The organism is Leptospira perolatii (assembly GCF_002811875.1).
In the GTDB taxonomy this organism is placed as follows: Bacteria; Spirochaetota; Leptospiria; order Leptospirales; family Leptospiraceae; genus Leptospira_B; species Leptospira_B perolatii.
In genome coordinates, this window is the sequence record NZ_NPDZ01000002.1 from 208,567 (window position 1) to 226,711 (window position 18,145).

Annotated in this window: 16 protein-coding genes; 4 read left to right on the plus strand and 12 right to left on the minus strand. The window is 42.3% G+C overall.

Going from position 1 to position 18,145, the window contains the following annotated elements:
- Positions 1-118 precede the first annotated feature (118 nt).
- Positions 119-499, plus strand: coding sequence for a DoxX family protein (locus CH373_RS04845; protein ID WP_100712974.1), 381 nt, complete (start codon positions 119-121; stop codon positions 497-499).
- A gap of 86 nt (positions 500-585) precedes the next feature.
- A complete protein-coding gene (locus CH373_RS04850; protein ID WP_100712975.1) occupies positions 586-975 on the plus strand; it encodes a DUF1304 domain-containing protein in 390 nt (129 codons plus the stop codon).
- Between the two features lie 133 nt (positions 976-1,108).
- On the opposite strand, the gene CH373_RS04855 is transcribed toward CH373_RS04850, so the two are convergent.
- On the minus strand, positions 1,109-2,104 hold the full coding sequence (locus tag CH373_RS04855) for a BPSS1187 family protein (RefSeq protein ID WP_125169916.1): 996 nt from the start codon (positions 2,102-2,104) through the stop codon (positions 1,109-1,111).
- A gap of 324 nt (positions 2,105-2,428) precedes the next feature.
- On the opposite strand from CH373_RS04855, the gene lepB reads away from it, so the two are divergent.
- Positions 2,429-3,460, plus strand: a complete 1,032-nt coding sequence (gene lepB, locus CH373_RS04860; RefSeq protein ID WP_100712977.1) for a signal peptidase I — start codon at positions 2,429-2,431, stop codon at positions 3,458-3,460.
- A gap of 136 nt (positions 3,461-3,596) precedes the next feature.
- Here the strand turns inward: lepB and CH373_RS04865 are convergent, their stop codons facing one another.
- Positions 3,597-4,013, minus strand: a complete 417-nt coding sequence (locus tag CH373_RS04865) for a DUF1761 domain-containing protein (protein WP_100712978.1) — start codon at positions 4,011-4,013, stop codon at positions 3,597-3,599.
- 219 nt (positions 4,014-4,232) lie between these two features.
- Between CH373_RS04865 and CH373_RS04870 the strand changes: the two genes are divergently transcribed.
- Entirely contained in the window at positions 4,233-4,850 is a 618-nt protein-coding gene (locus tag CH373_RS04870; RefSeq protein WP_100712979.1) for a TetR/AcrR family transcriptional regulator, read from the plus strand.
- A 140-nt stretch (positions 4,851-4,990) separates the two neighbouring features.
- Here CH373_RS04870 and CH373_RS04875 read toward each other — a convergent pair whose 3' ends face one another.
- The 10 genes from CH373_RS04875 to CH373_RS04920 form a co-directional block, all read right to left on the minus strand.
- Positions 4,991-7,033, minus strand: a complete 2,043-nt coding sequence (locus tag CH373_RS04875; RefSeq protein ID WP_100712980.1) for an acyltransferase family protein — start codon at positions 7,031-7,033, stop codon at positions 4,991-4,993.
- 208 nt (positions 7,034-7,241) lie between these two features.
- On the minus strand, positions 7,242-7,550 hold the full coding sequence (locus CH373_RS04880) for an STAS domain-containing protein (protein ID WP_100712981.1): 309 nt from the start codon (positions 7,548-7,550) through the stop codon (positions 7,242-7,244).
- A 33-nt stretch (positions 7,551-7,583) separates the two neighbouring features.
- Positions 7,584-8,198 carry a hypothetical protein gene (locus CH373_RS04885; protein WP_100712982.1) on the minus strand — a complete coding sequence of 205 codons (615 nt, stop codon included), beginning with the start codon at positions 8,196-8,198 and terminating at the stop codon, positions 7,584-7,586.
- Between the two features lie 10 nt (positions 8,199-8,208).
- Entirely contained in the window at positions 8,209-9,129 is a 921-nt protein-coding gene (locus tag CH373_RS04890) for a hypothetical protein (RefSeq protein ID WP_125169917.1), read from the minus strand.
- A gap of 95 nt (positions 9,130-9,224) precedes the next feature.
- Positions 9,225-10,697, minus strand: a complete 1,473-nt coding sequence (locus CH373_RS04895; RefSeq protein ID WP_100712984.1) for a hypothetical protein — start codon at positions 10,695-10,697, stop codon at positions 9,225-9,227.
- Positions 10,687-12,210 carry a PP2C family protein-serine/threonine phosphatase gene (locus CH373_RS04900; RefSeq protein WP_100712985.1) on the minus strand — a complete coding sequence of 508 codons (1,524 nt, stop codon included), beginning with the start codon at positions 12,208-12,210 and terminating at the stop codon, positions 10,687-10,689. The genes CH373_RS04895 and CH373_RS04900 overlap by 11 nt, the downstream gene beginning before the upstream one ends.
- Before the next feature lie 41 nt (positions 12,211-12,251).
- Entirely contained in the window at positions 12,252-12,722 is a 471-nt protein-coding gene (locus CH373_RS04905; RefSeq protein ID WP_165778777.1) for an Lcl C-terminal domain-containing protein, read from the minus strand.
- A gap of 38 nt (positions 12,723-12,760) precedes the next feature.
- Positions 12,761-14,143, minus strand: coding sequence for an Lcl domain-containing protein (locus CH373_RS04910; protein WP_100712987.1), 1,383 nt, complete (start codon positions 14,141-14,143; stop codon positions 12,761-12,763).
- 26 nt (positions 14,144-14,169) lie between these two features.
- Positions 14,170-16,557: an NHL repeat-containing protein gene (locus tag CH373_RS04915; protein ID WP_125169919.1), complete on the minus strand. Its 2,388-nt coding sequence runs from the start codon at positions 16,555-16,557 to the stop codon at positions 14,170-14,172.
- 411 nt (positions 16,558-16,968) lie between these two features.
- On the minus strand, positions 16,969-18,084 hold the full coding sequence (locus CH373_RS04920; protein ID WP_100712989.1) for a methyl-accepting chemotaxis protein: 1,116 nt from the start codon (positions 18,082-18,084) through the stop codon (positions 16,969-16,971).
- Positions 18,085-18,145 lie beyond the last annotated feature (61 nt).

Genomic DNA, 18,145 nt, shown 5'->3' on the forward strand with positions numbered 1-18,145 from the left:
GCTCGAATCCTCACCGCTACTTCTTTTGAATTTTTCCTTCTTATCCTGTGATAATGACAAGAGGGAGAGCTTTGGTTTATTCTAAGAACCAAGCTTATCAATTAAAAGAGGTTTATTTATGGAATTTTTACCCTTGTTGGGAAGGATCTTATTTGCGGCAATTTTCGTTTTAGCCGGTCCAGGTCATTTTTCCTCGGAAAGAATTTCCCATGCTTCCGATCTAGGAGTGCCCTTCACTTCCGTACTGGTCCCGTTGTCAGGTGTAATTGCATTTGTGGGAGGACTTAGTGTGATCCTAGGGTATCAGGCGAAGCTGGGGGCACTTCTTCTTGTATTGTTCTTAGTACCTGTGACCTTTATGATGCACCAGTTTTGGGGAATTTCGGACCCTGTCCAAGCACAGGTGCAGAAGGTTATGTTCATTAAAAATATTTCGCTTTTGGGCGGAGCGATCCTGATCGCTCATTTCGGATCTGGTCCTTATAGCATAAAGGAATAAGAATCCGGAATAGAAAAATCTTTACAAGTGAATGTTCATCCGGTAGAAACTTTCCGAACTCAATTTTATAGAGTTAGGAGAAAAGGATGATCTTAACAGCCAGGATTTTAGCTGCATTAGTCGGTCTGCTTCATGTTTGGATCTTTATCATGGAGAGCATTCTATGGATGCGACCGGCCATTTATCGCCGTTTCGGAGTTTCCGATAGCAAATCAGCGGAAGCAATGAAATCGATTTTTCTAAACCAAGGTTTTTATAATTTGTTTCTTGCAATAGGAGCCTTGTACGGCGCTATCTTTTTCGAGCTTCATGTTACCTATGCACCGGCGATCATGATGTTTGCTTGTCTTTCCGTATTCGGAGCCGGAACGGTGCTTTTGGTTTCCAAGCCTAGCATGGCAAGGGCCGCAATCATCCAAGGACTTCCTCCTTTGATCGCTTTGGTCTTGATTGCTCTAACTATGTTTGGTCAATAATCACATCTAAGCGGGATTGTTTTCGAAGGTATTGTCGGAAAATGATCCCAATCAGCCAACTTCAAGAAACCTGAAGTGTCGGTTATTCTTCGGTGTTAATCACTAGGTTCGCTTATTATTCTTTGAACCAGTATTATGGAAAACTGATGTAATCCCAGACGGCTTGTTGACTGGGCAACATCGTGCAGTTGTGTTTTGCATTCTCGTCCCCAGAAGCACAAAGATTTGTGGTCAAACGTTGCGTATTCCCGTAAGGAGCTGTTCCAGAATCCGCGTCGGTAAGTGCCCCTGCCATTCCAAAAAAATTCAACCAGGCATCCGTAACTTGATTCATATTTCCGGAAAAGTTTGCAACTGAGTCTCCGACATGAACCAGTCCAAAATAAGAACTGGAAGGAGTCAAACCTCCGACACTCAGCCAAGGAGCCACACTAGCGGACGCTATATGGTAGTCGGAAACTCCACTATAGATGGAAACCCTTCCCAGAGGTTTGATCTTTCCTTGGTAGGCCGCGTGTCCGCTTCCTTGAGAGTGTCCTCCAAGATAGACTTTACTCCAATCCACGTTCCCATTGATCAGAAATTGATCCCAACCATCGTTCGGACGTTTTGCAATCAGATATTGGAGCAATTTCAAAAGTCTTCCATCTATGGAGTTGATAAAGTCTACGGAAACAGCAGAGGTTTTATCTACTCCAGTGAGAATCTCTTCTCTTGTATCTCCGAAACAAGAGGCAGAATTGTTCGGGGCGGAATTGCAGATAACGTTGATCGGGTCTCCATTTGGGTACATGAGTCCGATGCTGTGATAGCCTCGAGTCGCTGCCTCTTCTAAGATCTTTGAGACTCCGATCGGATTTCCTCCGGAGCCCGGCAAGAATACAGAAAGAAGATTCTTAGGTGTTCCGGAAGGAACATACATCAAATGAGGATCGTTGTAACTTAGAATACAACTTGCACCATAGCTAGGCAGGGTGAAGATTCTAGTCAGTCCATTATACGTATCCACTCTGGGAGGAAGGGAACTTTGTCCACACAGTGCGAATTCGAGAGCAACAAGATCACGGAATGTATCCTGAGGATCTTGATTTTTGGTACATCCGAAGAAGGAAATGAGAGCGAACGACATACAATAGCAGATCCTGAAAATGGCTCCCTTCATAGGTTTCCACAAGAAACTATATTTACCTTAATTCAATGGTTTTTTAGTAAATATTCAAGCTGTGCATGAGCTTACCCTAGAAAGGATTCTTTTGAGTTTAAGCGAGCAACGTTTTAGAGACACTAGTAAATAATTCTTCCTTCAAATTCTATTAGGCTCACAATTCGAAAGGACTCAGCATAATTAAAAATAGAGAAAATAGGTTGTTTGCAAGGGTAAGCTATGGCAAACAGATAATTCTATCTACGAACAGCCAATGCTGCTGCTAAATATTGGAATTTAGGACCTGAAATGAAGAAGGATACCATTGCTATAATTCTGAATTTTTTTCTATATCCTATCGGATATTATTATCTCAAAGCAGAAGTTCGATTTTGGATATTCTTTGTGGTCGCACTGATTTCTTCCACAGTAGCTGCGATCCTAAATTATTTATGTTTCTCTTTCGCGGATGCAAGAGTTGCTTTGGGTGTCTTGGTCTTGTTCGGATTGTCACTAAGATCTGTAATTGCAGTTGATACTTTATTGTTAAGTCACCGAAAGTTTATTCCAAGTTCAAGAGCATACTTTCGATGGCCACATGTCTTATGGTTTGGCCCTCTCGCAATATTTCTATTTTCCGTATTATCCGTTCCAATTGAGAAGGTCCAGAACCATTTCTCGACTGCAAAATTCATTTTGAGTTCCAGTATGGAGCCGAACTTTTTGATAAACGACTATATTTTCCTGACTCAGATACAAGATACGATTCGTCGAGGCGATGTAGTAAGTTTCGAATATGTCGAAAATGGACGAACAAAAGCTTGGATTAGTCGTGTTGTTGCAATTCCGGGGGATACAGTTGAAGTCAAAGAAGGAGAGATTCGTAAGGATGGAGTAACTATCACTGAAGTTACTGTGAATGGAAAGGCACTCGAGCACAATCTAAGTTCGAATATTTCCTGGCATATAGACACTTGTCCGCAAAATACAATATGTTCGGAACTTGAATTTCAGGAAGAAAACGCAGGACGCAAATATCAAATCCTTGAGACAAATAAAATTTTTTTTCCGATTTTACCTCGCATCAAATTAGGACCGGACGAGTATTATCTACTTGGTGATAATCGGGACAACTCAAGAGACTCACGTTTTATAGGTACTGTGAATCGAAAAGACATCAATGGTCGGTATCTATATACTTACTTTTCTGAGTCTTGTCCTCCGACTAAAATGGGAGATCCTTGCGAAGTCTCAAGAAGTCCAGCCTGTTTATGGAACAATCGGTCTTATTTTCTTCAGTGCAAAATTCGCACCGAAAGAATCGGCATCGTAGTACAGTAAGGTTAAACAGTACCGGCTTCTGTTCTAAGAAGAAGCATACTGATTTTTCCCGTTCCAAAAGATGAAAGGAACGGGAAAGATAAGTATGAAGAGTAAATCATTACTTCGATAAACTTTCCATTTTTATAAAGTAACTCTAACTTGCGATAATCGCTCCCATGATTGTCATCACAACTAAGGAACATCCGGCTTCGAATAACCAGAGTGCGGTCTTTCTGCCCATCCAAATGACTTCGATCGAAGTGGAAGTTACCAAGAATCCGACCCAGAGCCAAATTGCGCAGACCACTCCCTTCCAAATCCCTTCTCCAAATAAGTAAGGAGAGGAGGAGGCGAATAGATAGATTACCGCTAATACGAAGGCTGTTGTGAAATTGGCCACGAAGGTCCAAAGCAATTGGGGGATCATATCGCTGAGTTTTTCGTTCCCTGTCGGCGTGATATTTGCCAGCTTCATCCAGAGTTTTCCGAGCAATGGTCCGTGAAACAAGAAGCCTAGAACAAAAGCCGTAACCGCGGCTATCGTTATTGTAATTAAATTGATTGGTAGCATACTAATCTCTCTCCATAAGATTTTCAACTCAAGATTCGGAAGAATCTGAGTCGCGAATGAATTTACATACTATTTGGTATGTTGTAAACAAAATTTTTCCTCCGTTAATTTTTTGTTGCATCAAAGTCAGAATCGGTTTGTTGTTGAATTGAAAAGATATGACGAGGTTCTAAGGCCACTCATATTGAATCGATGGATTAAGTCTCTCGAAGAATCGGAATGAAAAAAGTAGCGCCTAAAAGAAAAAGAAATCTGGAGGCTACTCGAAGCCAAATTCTCGGGGTAGCGTTCGAGAATTTTTTCAAACAAGGCTTTCAGGGCACCAGCATGGACGATCTCGTGATGAGCACTCAGTTGACCAAGGGGGCTTTTTATCATCAGTTTCCGACAAAACTTGTCCTCGGATACGCAGTGGTAGACGAGGTCCTAAAGCCGCTCATCTTGAATCGATGGATCAAGCCTCTCAATGAATATGAAGATGTTCTAAAAGGGATACTGAACCTTATGCAAAATAATATAGGCGATACTCCCCCGGAGATCCTGAAGTTCGGATGTCCTTTGAACAATCTAGTTCAGGAAATGTCTCCCGTGGATAAGGGCTTTAAGACCCGTCTTCAGTCCGCTCTGTCATTGTGGATAGAGGAGCTCGAAAAACATCTGATTCGGGCAAAAAAATCGGGATATATCAAAAAAGAAATCAATACGAATGAAGCGGCTAGCTTTATTGTAATGGCGCACGAAGGTTTTTACGGTTTGATCAAGGGCGTAGGGAATCCAAAACTTTTCGGAATTCTGTTTCGATCTATGAAGAGATACTTTGACTCGATTGCAAGCTGAGGTTTATATCATACTACTGAGTAATTGCCTTTCTTTCGTTAAATTTAGCTTCGGTCACTACAGAACACAGGGAAGAAAACCCAAAGCAAATTGAGAACCGATGCCGAATTCATAGTATCAGATACTGCTATGCTATAAATTCAGAAATTTGCCGGCATTCGATCCACAGTCTTTAATAGCAGTGGCTGGGATAATATGCTCGCCTCAACGCTTGGATGCGAAAATTCGTCTCTGTAAAGAACCGTTCCATCTTCCTTGTAAAATTTGCAAGTGTCGGAAGCGCAAAATACATCAAAAATATCTAATACAAAAAAATTCGAATTTTCTTTTTCGAGTTTTAGCAGTAGATCGTGGTAATTTTTTCTGCGTTCTAAGGTGGCTTCCCTGGAGTAATAAATGCAAGGAGAATTACCGAATATATTCCACCATTGCGGCATAGCGATGTCTGGGTTGCAATTTGCTTCCCGTGTTAAAGGAATTCCACTTTGGTATATTACAAAAAGACCACGTTCCGACATTTTCTTTATCAAGTTAGATAATCCGTTCTCCAATCTCTGCAAATTTTTTTTTGTAGCTTCAGTTGATGCCTTAGGAGAAAAAGGTGCACCATCGTTGATCATAATAATTGCATCGCCAGGGCGCAGCTTATCGACTAATTCAGGAAATACTGTATTCCAATAATACTGGTTTGCTTGTTCCCATTGTCCCTTGTTGTTTATCTCTGGAATCGGTGCCGCCCCCCAGGAAGAGGTGATCATCGCAGCGCCTTTTCCTTCCGATTCCAAAATTTTAAACATAGGCATTTCTGCGGCACTGAAAGAATTCCCAATGACCAGAAACCTTCGCTTTGCTTTGTAGAAATCTCCAAAAGTACAATTTTCGGGGGAAATCTTTTTTCCTACATCATCGTTGGAGGATAAAACGCATTGTTTTGCGTTCCAGATATATTGCTTATGAGTTTCATTTTCTTCTAATGTTTCCACTCCTTTCTTTTTTAACGAGACAACTGAACCAGTATATAAAAAGCCTTTTTTATATACTGGAACTCCAATGAACAGAATGGAGAGGGAAATAATAAGCGCGGTGCCGAAGGCATAAGAAATCGGGCCAATTTTTATTGCATTACTGAATTTTAATGTAGGCCAGTCGGAGCGACGCAATGGACGTTCTATATACTTATAAGAGAGTGTTGCCAGGATTAGGATAAGTAGCAACTGAAAAGGAATGGACCACCAGTGGATTCCTATGGTCCAGCGACTAGCGGAGAGAATGCTCCAGTGCCATAGGTAAAGAGAATAAGATATGATGCCTAAAAAAGCAAAAGTTCTGAGAGTTAGTATTTTATAAATTACTGAATTATGCCGTACGGTAAATAGAATAATCGTGGTTAGGCTCACGACCGCAAAGGTGATCAGTCCCTGGTATCTGTCTAGTCCGCTTACGAATAAGAACGCGATCAAAAAAAGGAATGCAATGTCAGCTGTGTATGCAAATATCTTGGAATTGTAATTGGGGGATCTCTCGAGTTTCTTCAAACCAACCAATGCGATCGATCCGAATGAGATTTCCCAAAATCGAGCAGGCATAAAGTAAAAGGCTGCCACAGGAGCAGCTGCGGAAAGTTTGCTATATAGATAAAGGGAAAATACTGTTAAAGAAGATAGGATGAGTAAGAATCTCCTTTCTCCGGCGACGCTTTTGTTCAAAAGACCGCCGGTCCAAAATAGAAATGGGAAAAGAAAATAGAACTGTTCCTCCACTCCGAGAGACCACGTATGGGTAAAAGAGTTCAGCTCAGCTATGGTGCTGAAATAATTTGCGGCCTGCTTTAGCAAATACAAATTAGAAAGCCCGAAAAGTGCCGCGACGCCGGTCCGTAAGGAGAAATAGGAGCTACTCGCTTCAGGTGATGAAAACAAAAATGTTAACAGAGCAGTAGTGGCCACGCAAAGAAATAAGGCGGGGGCTAACCGCTTTACTCTCCTGGTCCAAAATCCTAGGATAAATTTTCGAAAAGTTCCGTGCTCTCTTTCTAGGAGAGATTGGGTGATTACAAATCCGGAGATCGCATAGAAAATGTCTACGCCCAAATGCCCGTTAGGTGCAAAGTTTTTATCAAAGTGATTTAGGATTACGGATGCGACTGCGACGGCGCGCAAGCCATCAAGTTCTTTGCGATGCATATTAAATCGTGATGGTCCTTTTTAGGATCTGTTTTCAGAATTTAAACCAAGACGATTCTCCGCGATTACTATTTCAAAAGTACTGCCTAATTTTACGGAATCCGAGGCGTTAGGGCTACGCTCAGGACAGAGTTCTGACGCGGGTCATTTTGAATCTGTAACCCGCATCAGTCAATTTTGGGGGTCTGTATTTTCCCTTTGTTCAATCTTAAACAATATCGAAATGCTTTTCCAGGGAAGCCAACCGTAGAATAGTCAAAACGTCCGGTTTTAATTTTGTGAGTTGAAAGTTCATTTTATGGTTCTTTACTTTTCTTTGGAGTTGCGCAAGAAAACCGACCCCAGAAGAGTCTATGTAAGGTACTGATTCCATATTTAGAATGATGCCGGCACAAACCTTTTCTGCTTCAATCATCGGATACAAAGAATTTCTCAAATCCGAAACATTATACAAATTGATTTCTCCTTCGATTCCGATGCACTTTGATGTTCCACTGATTTCTGATTTTATTTCCATAAACCTTTCCTTTATTAATATAGTTTAATAATATTACATATGTTCTGAAGAAATCCTTAGTCTAAAAACGCACCGATCTTCGTGGGCAGTAAAGGAGAGTGAATCGGTTGGGATTTTTATTTTTTGCATAATTTGAAGTAGCATTAGCAAGCCAATTCCGGCTCCTTCAGCTTCATGATTCTTGCCCAATAGATTTTTAGCATATTGACTAGCCATTTCTCCTTCCAGCAGTGCGGTTACTCTTTTGAATTCGCTTTCGTGCATTTTAGCGAATGTAGTCGCTTCGATAAGCAGTCCTTCGGGTGAAGAATTAATTTCTAACAAAACCGGAGGGTTTTTAAAGTTTGTGTATCGATCAGATTGAAAAATTAAGCCTTTTGAATATTCCGATTTAAAAAGTTTGAGACCTGCTTCGTAGTCGTCGGATAGGGATAAATTTTTTTCCTGGAAAAAGATTCTTTTGTGTATCGCCTTTAGCCCGTTTAGCGAGAATTCGATGAGTGAAGTTTTGATGAGCGAATAACTAGGCGAACCAGAAAACAATCTCTCGGCGTCCAGTAGCAAAGTATCCAAATCTCTCGGTGTGCAAATCGGATAGGCTTTCCTTTGAATTAAAACATCTGTTTTAGGGAATATTTCTTCTCCCACTTTGTGCTCCTTAAAAATTATATGATACTGATATCTCGTAGTATGTATTATACCGGTTTGACGCGAAGGTCTGTGGCACTGCTTTGACGCCTACCTTTACTCCGTCTTTTGATCTGAAAATATCGAAGGAATTATAAAGATAGAGTATTAACAAAGTGCCGGCGAAGGCATTGTTTTCTCTCTTGTGCATTTCAAATTCAGAATAATCGTTTTTGTTAAACACATACAACTTGTCTCCGTAAGGGTAGACTGTTAATTCGCTTTGAGCTTTATCCTTGGCTGCTCTGGCTTGAGCGTATTCATATGCTGTTCCGGCGGCTAACAAGCCGAATAGACTGAACATGAATCTGCTTTTTAGTTTTTGATTTTGTCTTCCTTGATAAAGACCGGGTATCAGCAGATCGTAGAAACGAAAGCGACTCGGAGTCGCCTCGGAATATTCGATTTCTTCCTGACTGGAATAGCTTCCTTTGACTATCTGGTTTTCCGGGATCCAGGATTGTTTTCCGTCCTCCGATTCTACATGGAAAGATTTATTGGATATTTCTAATATAGTTCCTGCTAGCGGCTTTGGATCCGTAGTGAAGAATTTTAGTTTAGAACCGACCTGAATGATGTGGGAGATCGATTGGGATTTGTTCTTTTTGAATTCCAGATATTTTACGTTTTCAAGCTTGAGCTGATCCAGCTTTGTTGCATTTGCTCCTCTGAAGGTGTAAATCGAGTCTTTTGTGATCAAATGTAAATACAGATCGCATTTTTGTCCGGGTTCGTTCGTCTTTTCCAGGCAGATCGGAATTCCTGAATATCCTACTCTTACATGCTTGATGGAATCGATCGGTAGCTTGCGCATTCCAGAGGCGGTTTTTACATAGATATAGGTGCTCGTCTCTTTTTCAATCGAGCCTTCGACAATCTGGCCGTTACTCAATGTAATCCTATCTGGAGATATATTCGATGCGTAGAGCAGGACGAAAAGAATTGCAAGTTTGCCTCCGACAGTTTTCCCAAGAATATGCTGCATTATTAATGTAAGATCGCGGACTTCAGGTCTTCAGTTTTGAATCTTAGCTCCTTTTCTTCGGTCTTAACGATTAAACTATCATTCTCTCTGGCGATCGAGATTACTCCGGAAACCTGTTCGTTCTTGATCGATAAATCCATTCGATGTGCTTCTGAAGAAGGAGGGGAATCGATCGTGACGGAAGTAACGACGGAATAGGGAATGCTTACATCGAATCTTGAATTGTTAATGGATAGTTCAGAGCCGTGGACGCTGAATGATACTCCTCGTATATTTCTTCCGTCGGATAACTTGACTACGATTCTGGCGGTTTCTTCTGGCTTGATAACTTTTGGAGCAGGTGCTTTCTCTTCCAAAAGTGCAGGTGCGAATTCTTTTATCTGTTTGTTTAGTGATAGAGCTTCTTCCGCATATTTCTTGTTATCTGGAGACTCTAACCATCTCTTGATGTTTTGTACAACAACGGGCGACTGCTGTAGCGCTGCTCCTGCTTTTGAAATCTCTAAGATTTCCTTATCATTCAATTTGAGTGCGTTTTCCTCTGCGGTCTTTGTGATCTCAGCTCCTCCTCCATAGATCGCTCCGATTAACATAAGTCGTCGGTTCGATTCTTTGGCGATGGCAAGATTCCTTCTTTGAGACGCTAATTTGCTATATTCCAATACTGCAGACTTCAGATCGCCGAGCTTCTCTGTTGACCTGGTTTTCATATAAGAATCTTCCACGCTCAGCGGGCCAAGAATATTGAATTTATCTAAAGCGAGTGCATACTGTCCTGAAAGGTAAAGAGCTCTTGCTTTTTCTAGTTCGCTGCTACTAGAAGAGTTGATTTCCTCTTGTTGCCTGGATGATTCTCGGAGCACGCTAATTAAAATGGAGGCGCTCTCTGCAAAATGAGTTCCGGGTTGTCTGCGAAGTATTTCTTCTAATTTCTGAATTGCTTTAGGTTGGTCTCCGAGGAGCGCGATGCAGTAAGCATTATGCAAGTAGACAAAAGAGAGGTCGTCGCCTCCGCTACCGGAAAATTCCTCTTCGAGCTCGGAATATTTTTCCGAAGCGATTTTACAAAGTTGGTTCTTTTCCATGAGAAAAGCGAATTGAAGCTTAACGATCCTTCTATGATCTTCTGATAGCTTCAAGAATGACTTGAGCGAAAGTTTTCTGACTAAATTAACAATTCCTAATCCGATCGTTTCGTTTATTCCGAGCTTGGCATCCGATCCTAGTATATCGCTATTCAGTACTCTGGATTCCATGGCACTCGTATAGATTTCCTGAGTGATATCCTGTTGGCTTCCTAGCATTTGTCTAAATTTGTGCTTTAGAACTTCCGAGGAGAATTCATAATTCATAATTTGTGATTTCGTAAGTTGAACACGGAGTTCTAGCATCTTGATGCTTAGAATCGCTTCCGCGATAAGTATAAAGAATACCGAAAGTACGAAGATCGCTAATATTAGAAAGTTACGATTCATTAGGTGGAATCTCCAGTAGGATAAATGTAACGTCGTCCCTGAATTCCGAAGCATGTTCCATAAGTTCCATATTTAATCGATTTGAAATATCTTGATTGGATAAGTGAAAATTATCGAATAGAATCTTTTCTACTCTGTCTATTCCAAACATTTTCCTTTCATGATTCATTGATTCCACTAATCCATCCGTGTATAAAAGTAACTTGTCGCCCGGACATGTGTCGATTGCTCGAATCGAAGTAATCGACTCTTCCGTAAGGCCCAAGAGTGTGCCGGAGGATTCCATTCGAATCATCTTGCGATTTCTGTTTCGAATATAGATGGGTGGATTGTGCGCAGCATTCGCAAAGTATGCCTTGCCTTTTTTGTCGAAAAGGAAAAAGACTCCTGAAGCTAAGAATGCGGATTGCAAAATCGTAAACATATCGAAGCAGAGTTTGTTGATTACCTTTCCTGGATTATGAGTTTCCTCCAAGGCGCTGTTCAAACTCATCTGAATTACTGAGGTTACAAGCGCAGCCGAAACTCCGTGGCCCACTGCGTCACCTAGAAAGATCGCCTTGAGATCTGAATTGATATTGAAAAAGTTATAGATATCCCCGCTTACTTCTCTCATCGGTAGATAGAATATCGCTGGGTTGAACTCCTTAATCGCAGAGGAATCTGGTAGGAATAATGTCTGAACTTGTTTTCCTACCTGAAGTTCTCTTTGTATCTCTGAGTTCAGTTTGACGATTTTAGTCATGGAATCTTCTATTCGATCCGCCATCATATTGAAGGTGTTTCCGAGTTGGTCCAACTCGTCCTCCCTGCTTCTTTTCCAGGCAGCTCTTGCTTTCAAATTTCCAGAAGCCATCTGGATACTAGCGGTTTCTAGAAATTGCAATCTTTTGAATATAGCTCTAAACAAGTAAATCGCAAAAATGAAATGGAACACAACTCCCCAGGCTATGGAAAGTCCGATCTGGAAATAGAGTAAGCGTAATCGGTCCAAGATCATTTTGATGCTCAGGACCGAATACAGGTAAGGGTTGTTCCCACTGATCGCTTTCAGCGGAATTAATAGTCTTACTAAGAAGTTTTTATTGTCCAATTCCACCAAGTATTTCGTATTCAAGAAAGAGGATCGGCTATTCACTTCTTTTATTTTATCAGTGAAATTGCTGGGCAGCGTGAGTGGAGGCGAATCGTTCAGATTTTCCTTGTGCCAAATGTCTCCCTTCTCATCTGCGATAATAAATGAGTTCACTCCGTTCGAGATTAAGATCGCGATTAAATTCTTATAATCCTCGTTCTTTTCTTTCGATAGGGAGGATTTTTCCAGTTGGTGGGAAACTGCGTTTACTAAACTCTCCGCATTGTATTGAAAGTTCTTGATCAACAAATCCATTTGATTCTCAAATATCATCACAGAGAAGAAGATAATATTTACTATAGCCAAAAGTACGTAAAGTAATCCGATTTGAATTCGCAGTGATTTCGGCTTTTTAAGTTTTCGTAGAACGCTTTTCACAGAAATAATAACTCCAGATAATTCACTTTATTCTAAAATTCTTAAGGAGGACCGCTGACACATCTTACCGAAATGGAAGTAGTCCCCTTAATATAAGCTGTTACATTCCCGCCGATAAAGCTGACATACATTGCGGCGTTCTGGATTCCGATATTCGGATCTGAAGTAGAAGTCCAGTAGTCAGTCCATGCAGGCGTGTTTATGAATGCAGTTGAGGAAGTATCTATCGCAGGATTGTATTTGGAGTAATCGACGATGGTCAAAAGCTCGTTCACGTTTGGAAGTCTCCAAGTCCTTCCTCCTAAAGAAAGTCCCGTGCAATAGGTTAGAGCTGCGTCCCAGAGAACTGTACCTGGAGTTCCGGAGCAGGAGGAATTATTCGTTTGTCCCATGCTGCATTTTTGCCAGACAAGACCTGTGCTTTGGTCTCGCACCGTACCCGCTCCTGCATATCCGTCCTGATAAGGACCGATCGCTAACGCTGCAGTATTGCAGAAAAGTAATGCTGACACAATAAAAACCGTATATGAGAAAGTGCGCTTATTCATATTCAAGGTCCGTTTGTTACGCAGATGGAAAATCCGGTGGACGTTTTATTATTCTGTAATGTATATCCTGAGCCGGTATTCACTATAAAACCCATGGCAGGAAAGGTCGCTGCCGTGGTCGCTGACCAGTATACACCGAGAGAAACGTGTCCGGGGATGAAATTCGTAGGTATAAAGGTGCCCTGCTGGTATTCTAAAATGGATTGGATCTCTCGAATTGTAGGTAGCCTCCAAGTCCTTCTTCCGGCATAACCTTGATTTGTGTTCAAAGAATTCAAAGAATAGCAGGCCAAAAGTGAATTCATCCAGATATCCGAAGTAGCTCCCCAATTAGAGCCTGCGGTTCCGGTGCCTTGGCAATTCGTGCCGCTCCAAACCTGGCCGATCAAACAAGACTTCCATATAAGGCCTGTTAGGTTATCCTTAGAGATCGGATCGTTTAAGAATGGAGAATTTGTCTGAGGTGCACTCAAATTCTTTGCCGATGGAAAGTTCAGCAGCTCTCCGTCCATTCCAGTGCTCGAGCAGGAGATCGAATTTCCGGAATTATCCCAACAGCCAGTCTGGCTCGTGTCCGACAAAGCAGGAGCTGCACCTTTCCACCCGGTGGAAAAACTGAGCGTTAAGTCAGATTGCACTGAATTTCCGGAAGTATCGAATAATGTGGACCCGGTCAGAGAGGTCTGGATTCCCGAACCCTCAGGTAGTTCACCTCCTAGAGTAATGGTCAAGTCCGTGGATGTCTTCCAAGCCACGGAAGTGTTATAGAGATTGTTTGGAATTCCTACATAGGAAGCACCATCGTAGATATTCAAATTTCCGGTCGGCAAACGATTCGTATCCATTGCCTTGTCGAAAGTGAATGTAATCGCAACGGATTGTACTGGATCTGCGTTTGTGGCTCCCGCCAAAGGGATTGTGGAAAGTAGAACTGGAGGTAAAGACACCAGGTTCAGGATCGCCTTTAAAGAAAGTCCGCGGCTGGATCCATCTAAAACGCATCCTTGGAAAAATAGCACTGCTAGGAGGACGAGTCCCTCCATTGCTCTTTGCGAAGGCTTAGGAGTTTCATTCTGGATCTGGTCGAAGAACGGGGCGAAAGGTTTCAAGGGGGCAACGAAATGTACTGAGAGAAGAATCACACAAATCATGGATCCGAAAAATTCTTCTGTCAATAGATCCGGAACCAATCGCACTTTAAGCGTATCCACTCGCACTGATTGCAAATCAGCCGCACTTTTGCGGTGAAATGTAAGTCGCTCATAGGCGAGAAGGGAACGATTTAAGACATAAGCAGACTGGGCTTCGCGAAATCTTCCGATTGGAATCGAAAGATTTTCTGCCTCTTTGTCATAATGCCTTAAATTGAATCTGATCTCTTTCATTGCGTTTGCCTAGCCGACTGCCCGCCTCAATCGATTTTCCTAACGTATTGCGGACTGTTTAGATCGGTTACGAATAGGCTTGTTCCATCGGTAGTGATACCTACCGGGTTTTGAAAGCTTGCCTCTCCTGAATTACAAGTGTGGATTGGTGCTTGGTCTGCGGTACCTCCTACAACTCCTCCAACCCCTGCAGCACCAGAACACCCTAGGATGGTTGTGACTGCATAGGGAGCAGTTTGAGAGATCTTTTTAATCGCAGCAGTACTATCCACAATATACAGATAATTGGAATCGAAGGTGATCGCAGAAGGCTTGTTGAAAAGCGCATTCGTACCGGTTGGGTCGTCTACGTTTCCTAAGACTCCTGTCGTGCTTCCAGCAATCGTAGTAACCGTGACTGGAGAAGTAGTTAAATCGATTTTTCTAATATTGTGCGCGCTTGTGTTCGCAACATATAGAGTATTGTTTAGATACGTTAAGTGTCTCGGAGAATTGAACTTTGTAGAAGTTCCGGTTCCATCCAGAGTGCCCGCAGTTCCGTCTCCTGCAATGGTAGAAACCGAGTTGTCCACAAGATTGATCTTTCTGATCACATGGTTTGAGCTGTCTGCGATGTATAAGTTGGACCCGTCGGTTGCGACTCCTCTCGGTTGCAGGAAGCGCGCAGACAAGCCTGCTCCGTCCGTATTTCCGCCCAAGCCCGCAGCTCCGGCGATTGTTGTGTATGTTCCGGTTGCCAGATTGTATTTGATTATCACCTGGTCATGAGTGCTCACGAATAAGAACACTCCATCGGTAGTGATTCCCTTTGGCTTGCTTGTAGGGAATAAGCTTGTAACAGTTCTGGTAGCTATATGAATTTTTCGTACTGCTCCGCCAATGTTATTGGAATTATCCACAACGTATAGATAGATACCGTCGGTGGTGATATGGAACAGATCCAAGAAGACGGCGCTATTTCCAACTCCGTCAACCATAGTTCCTCCGGTGGTTCCTGCATAAGGCATTCCAAAGGCCGGTCCCACACTTGGGTTTTCTGCATACGGTGTGATCGAAAGTGAGCTCGTGTATATCGTTCCATTAATGAGCGGGGAAGTCACCACTCCGTTGATACAGTTGATCGTAATGTTTGAAACATCAGCAGCCGAGACGCTTCCAAACGGCATGCTGATATAGCAGGTTTGACCTGCAGGCTGAGTCTGAACGGAGATCGAATAAGCGGATCCGTTTGCGACCGGAGTATTCATCTTAAAGTTTCCGGGCACCGAAATTGTGCTCTGGTCGGATCCATTATTAGATAATACTAAATTACCTGTTAGGCCGTAGATGATTCCGCCTACATTGTATAATGCGGCACCGCAGGAAATGGACACATTCGTGATCGAACCTGAAGTAACTGTTCCGCTTCCATTCGTAATTGTGCAGTTTTGTATCGGGGAGCTAGGAGAAGTTCCGATTGTAACATCGTAAGTGTTCCCGCTGAGTATCGAAGTTGAAAAAGTGAATGTACCATCCCCGGAAATAGAGAGAGAATTCCCGCCGTTATTCTTTAGAACCAATCCGGATCCGATCAAACCGCTGACGCTTCCACCTACAGTAAATGAACTGGTTGAGCAGCTGATAGAAACGTTGGATATCGCACTTGAAGTTATTGTTCCAGAGCCATTGGTGATGGAGCATACTTGAGTCGGTGTGCTAGGATTATGCTGTATGGTAACGCTATAAGTGTTCCCGCTGACAACCGATGTGGAAAAAGTAAAGCTTCCGTTTGAGGAGATACTAAGTGCGTCTCCTCCGTTGTTCTCTAATACAAGTCCGGTTCCACTGAGTCCGCTAATACTTCCGCCTACAGTAAATGAACTGGTTGAGCAGGAGATCGTAACGTTCGACACGTCCGCTCCACTGATCGTACCGTTATAGTTCGTTACGGAACAAACCTGAGTAGGACTACTTGGGTTGGTAGATACGGTCACATTGTAATTAGCGCCGTCCGCAATTTTAGTGGAAAACGAAAAGCTTCCGTCGGCAGATATCGTAGTGGAATTGGATCCGTTGTTACGGATGACTAAACCAGATCCTGCTAATCCGGTCACGGTTCCTCCTACAAAATATCCATTCGTGGAGCAGACAACCGTTACGTTGGTGACATCGGATCCCGGAATCAAACCCGAAGCGTTGTTTACAGAACAAGTCTGGAGAGGGCCGGTCGGATTTTGTTTTACTGTTACAAGGTAAGGCTTGCCCTGGGAAATCTTTGTTGCGAACGAAACGGTTCCGTTTCCACCAACCGAAATAGTGTCAGTCGCGTTGTTTTCTATCACCAATCCGCCACCTACTAAGCCAGTGACGTTGACCCTGACGGAAAACTTAAGGTTTACCGTGACTGGCTCCGGATTCGCGAGTATCGCTCTCAACGAAAATCCTGAGTGGTGATCGGATACGCACGAAGAACTGAAAATTACTGAAATTATCATGATGCAAAAAAAAGGAGTATTATGATTTATTAATGATCTGAAGCGTACCATCGAATTGCATTCCTTGCAGAGCAGTTTAATTGTTTGAAATCAATTTCATTTTGCGAAGCATCTGAAAACTTCGCGGCTTTCCACATCGGAGACTAACAATTCGATTCGCTTATTACAACTTTTGAGGAAGATACCTTTTGTTCCTTCTGGTGGCAAGACCTTTGGAATAAGACGCACTTTGGTATGATTGAGATGCATCGTTTCGGAATGACTCGCCTTTATGCGCACGAAGTGATCGGAATGAAGGGCATAATTTTGGAAGAATCAGTGGAATTTTTTTTTTTAAATTTTAAAAAAAGTTTATAGAGTCTTCTCGGCTCTACCTATTCCGAAGGAAGCAATCGTTTCCTGAAACGTTTGAGTGACTGTTCTTAATTCTTGGGAGAGATCTAAGAGCTCGGAGGAACTCCAGCTTATGTTTTCTGAATCGGATAGAATTCCTTGTACTGAAGCCTGGATTTTATCGATCTGGCTCTTTTGCACAAAGGTTGCAGAAGCGATTTCGTTTAGATTCTCTGCTGCATCCTTTGTTTCTAGGTTGATTTTAGAAGTCCTTTGGAACTGTTCCTCTGCGATTGCGCAGAATCTGTGCAGGGATTCTTTTAGGACGGATTCCCACTCTTTTACGTCCTGGAAAATATTTTGAACTTCCGAAGACATCGCGAAACCATAGAGTAGGTCCTCTTTGATGATCTGATTGAACTTAGCGATTTCTTTTACGCTAGACTGAGATTTTTGAGAAAGCTTTCCGATCTCTGAGGATACTACCGAAAATCCAGCTCCAAATTCTCCGGCGCGTGAGGCTTCTATAGATGCGTTTAGGGAAAGTAAGAAAGTTTGACTGGAGATGTCATTGATACTTCCAGTGATCTTATTAATTTCTCGTGAAGTACCGGATATCTTTGCCATTGCCTCTTGAACCGTCGAAACCGCCTCGATTCCTTTGGAGACCTTTTGAGAAAATATTCCAAGATTCTGAACTAATTCACCCAGTTTTTCGTTCATTTCCAGCATTGCTTCACTCAGGCCGGTGAGCTCATCTCGAATATGATGAAAATTTTCGTTTTGTAGCGAGACAGATTCGTTGATCTTAACCATTCCATAATGCACTTGCTCCACGGATTCAGATACTTTTTTGGTGGATTCCGATTGTTTCTCTGAAATATCTTTATACGATTGCGAGACCACGGATATATAACCCGCAGTTGATTCCAATTGAGTAATATTGATCCGGACCTTGAAGACCATCTCGGCGAATCGACTCACAAGAGTAAAAATGGACCTTCCTAGTTTCTCCACTTTGTTATTCTTTTTTCCGTTTGCAAGATAGCTCGGGAACTCTCTTAAGCTTCCGTCCAAAGCCTTGTCCGTGAGCTCTATCATTTCGCCGATGGAATCTTTTTTAATGAATTTCAAACCGATTTTCCTTCAGAACTTGTAGGTTCCTGGAAATCGAGTGTATCAAACTTTCCGAATT

Bases quoted from the DNA above. Each gene is read 5' to 3' on its own strand.
- CH373_RS04845 (WP_100712974.1), top strand. From the start codon at position 119: ATGGAATTTTTACCCTTGTTGGGAAGGATCTTATTTGCGGCAATTTTC.
- CH373_RS04850 (WP_100712975.1), top strand. From the start codon at position 586: ATGATCTTAACAGCCAGGATTTTAGCTGCATTAGTCGGTCTGCTTCAT.
- CH373_RS04855 (WP_125169916.1), bottom strand. From the start codon at position 2,104: ATGTCGTTCGCTCTCATTTCCTTCTTCGGATGTACCAAAAATCAAGAT.
- lepB (WP_100712977.1), top strand. From the start codon at position 2,429: ATGAAGAAGGATACCATTGCTATAATTCTGAATTTTTTTCTATATCCT.
- CH373_RS04865 (WP_100712978.1), bottom strand. From the start codon at position 4,013: ATGCTACCAATCAATTTAATTACAATAACGATAGCCGCGGTTACGGCT.
- CH373_RS04870 (WP_100712979.1), top strand. From the start codon at position 4,233: ATGAAAAAAGTAGCGCCTAAAAGAAAAAGAAATCTGGAGGCTACTCGA.
- CH373_RS04875 (WP_100712980.1), bottom strand. From the start codon at position 7,033: ATGCATCGCAAAGAACTTGATGGCTTGCGCGCCGTCGCAGTCGCATCC.
- CH373_RS04880 (WP_100712981.1), bottom strand. From the start codon at position 7,550: ATGGAAATAAAATCAGAAATCAGTGGAACATCAAAGTGCATCGGAATC.
- CH373_RS04895 (WP_100712984.1), bottom strand. From the start codon at position 10,697: ATGAATCGTAACTTTCTAATATTAGCGATCTTCGTACTTTCGGTATTC.
- CH373_RS04910 (WP_100712987.1), bottom strand. From the start codon at position 14,143: ATGAAAGAGATCAGATTCAATTTAAGGCATTATGACAAAGAGGCAGAA.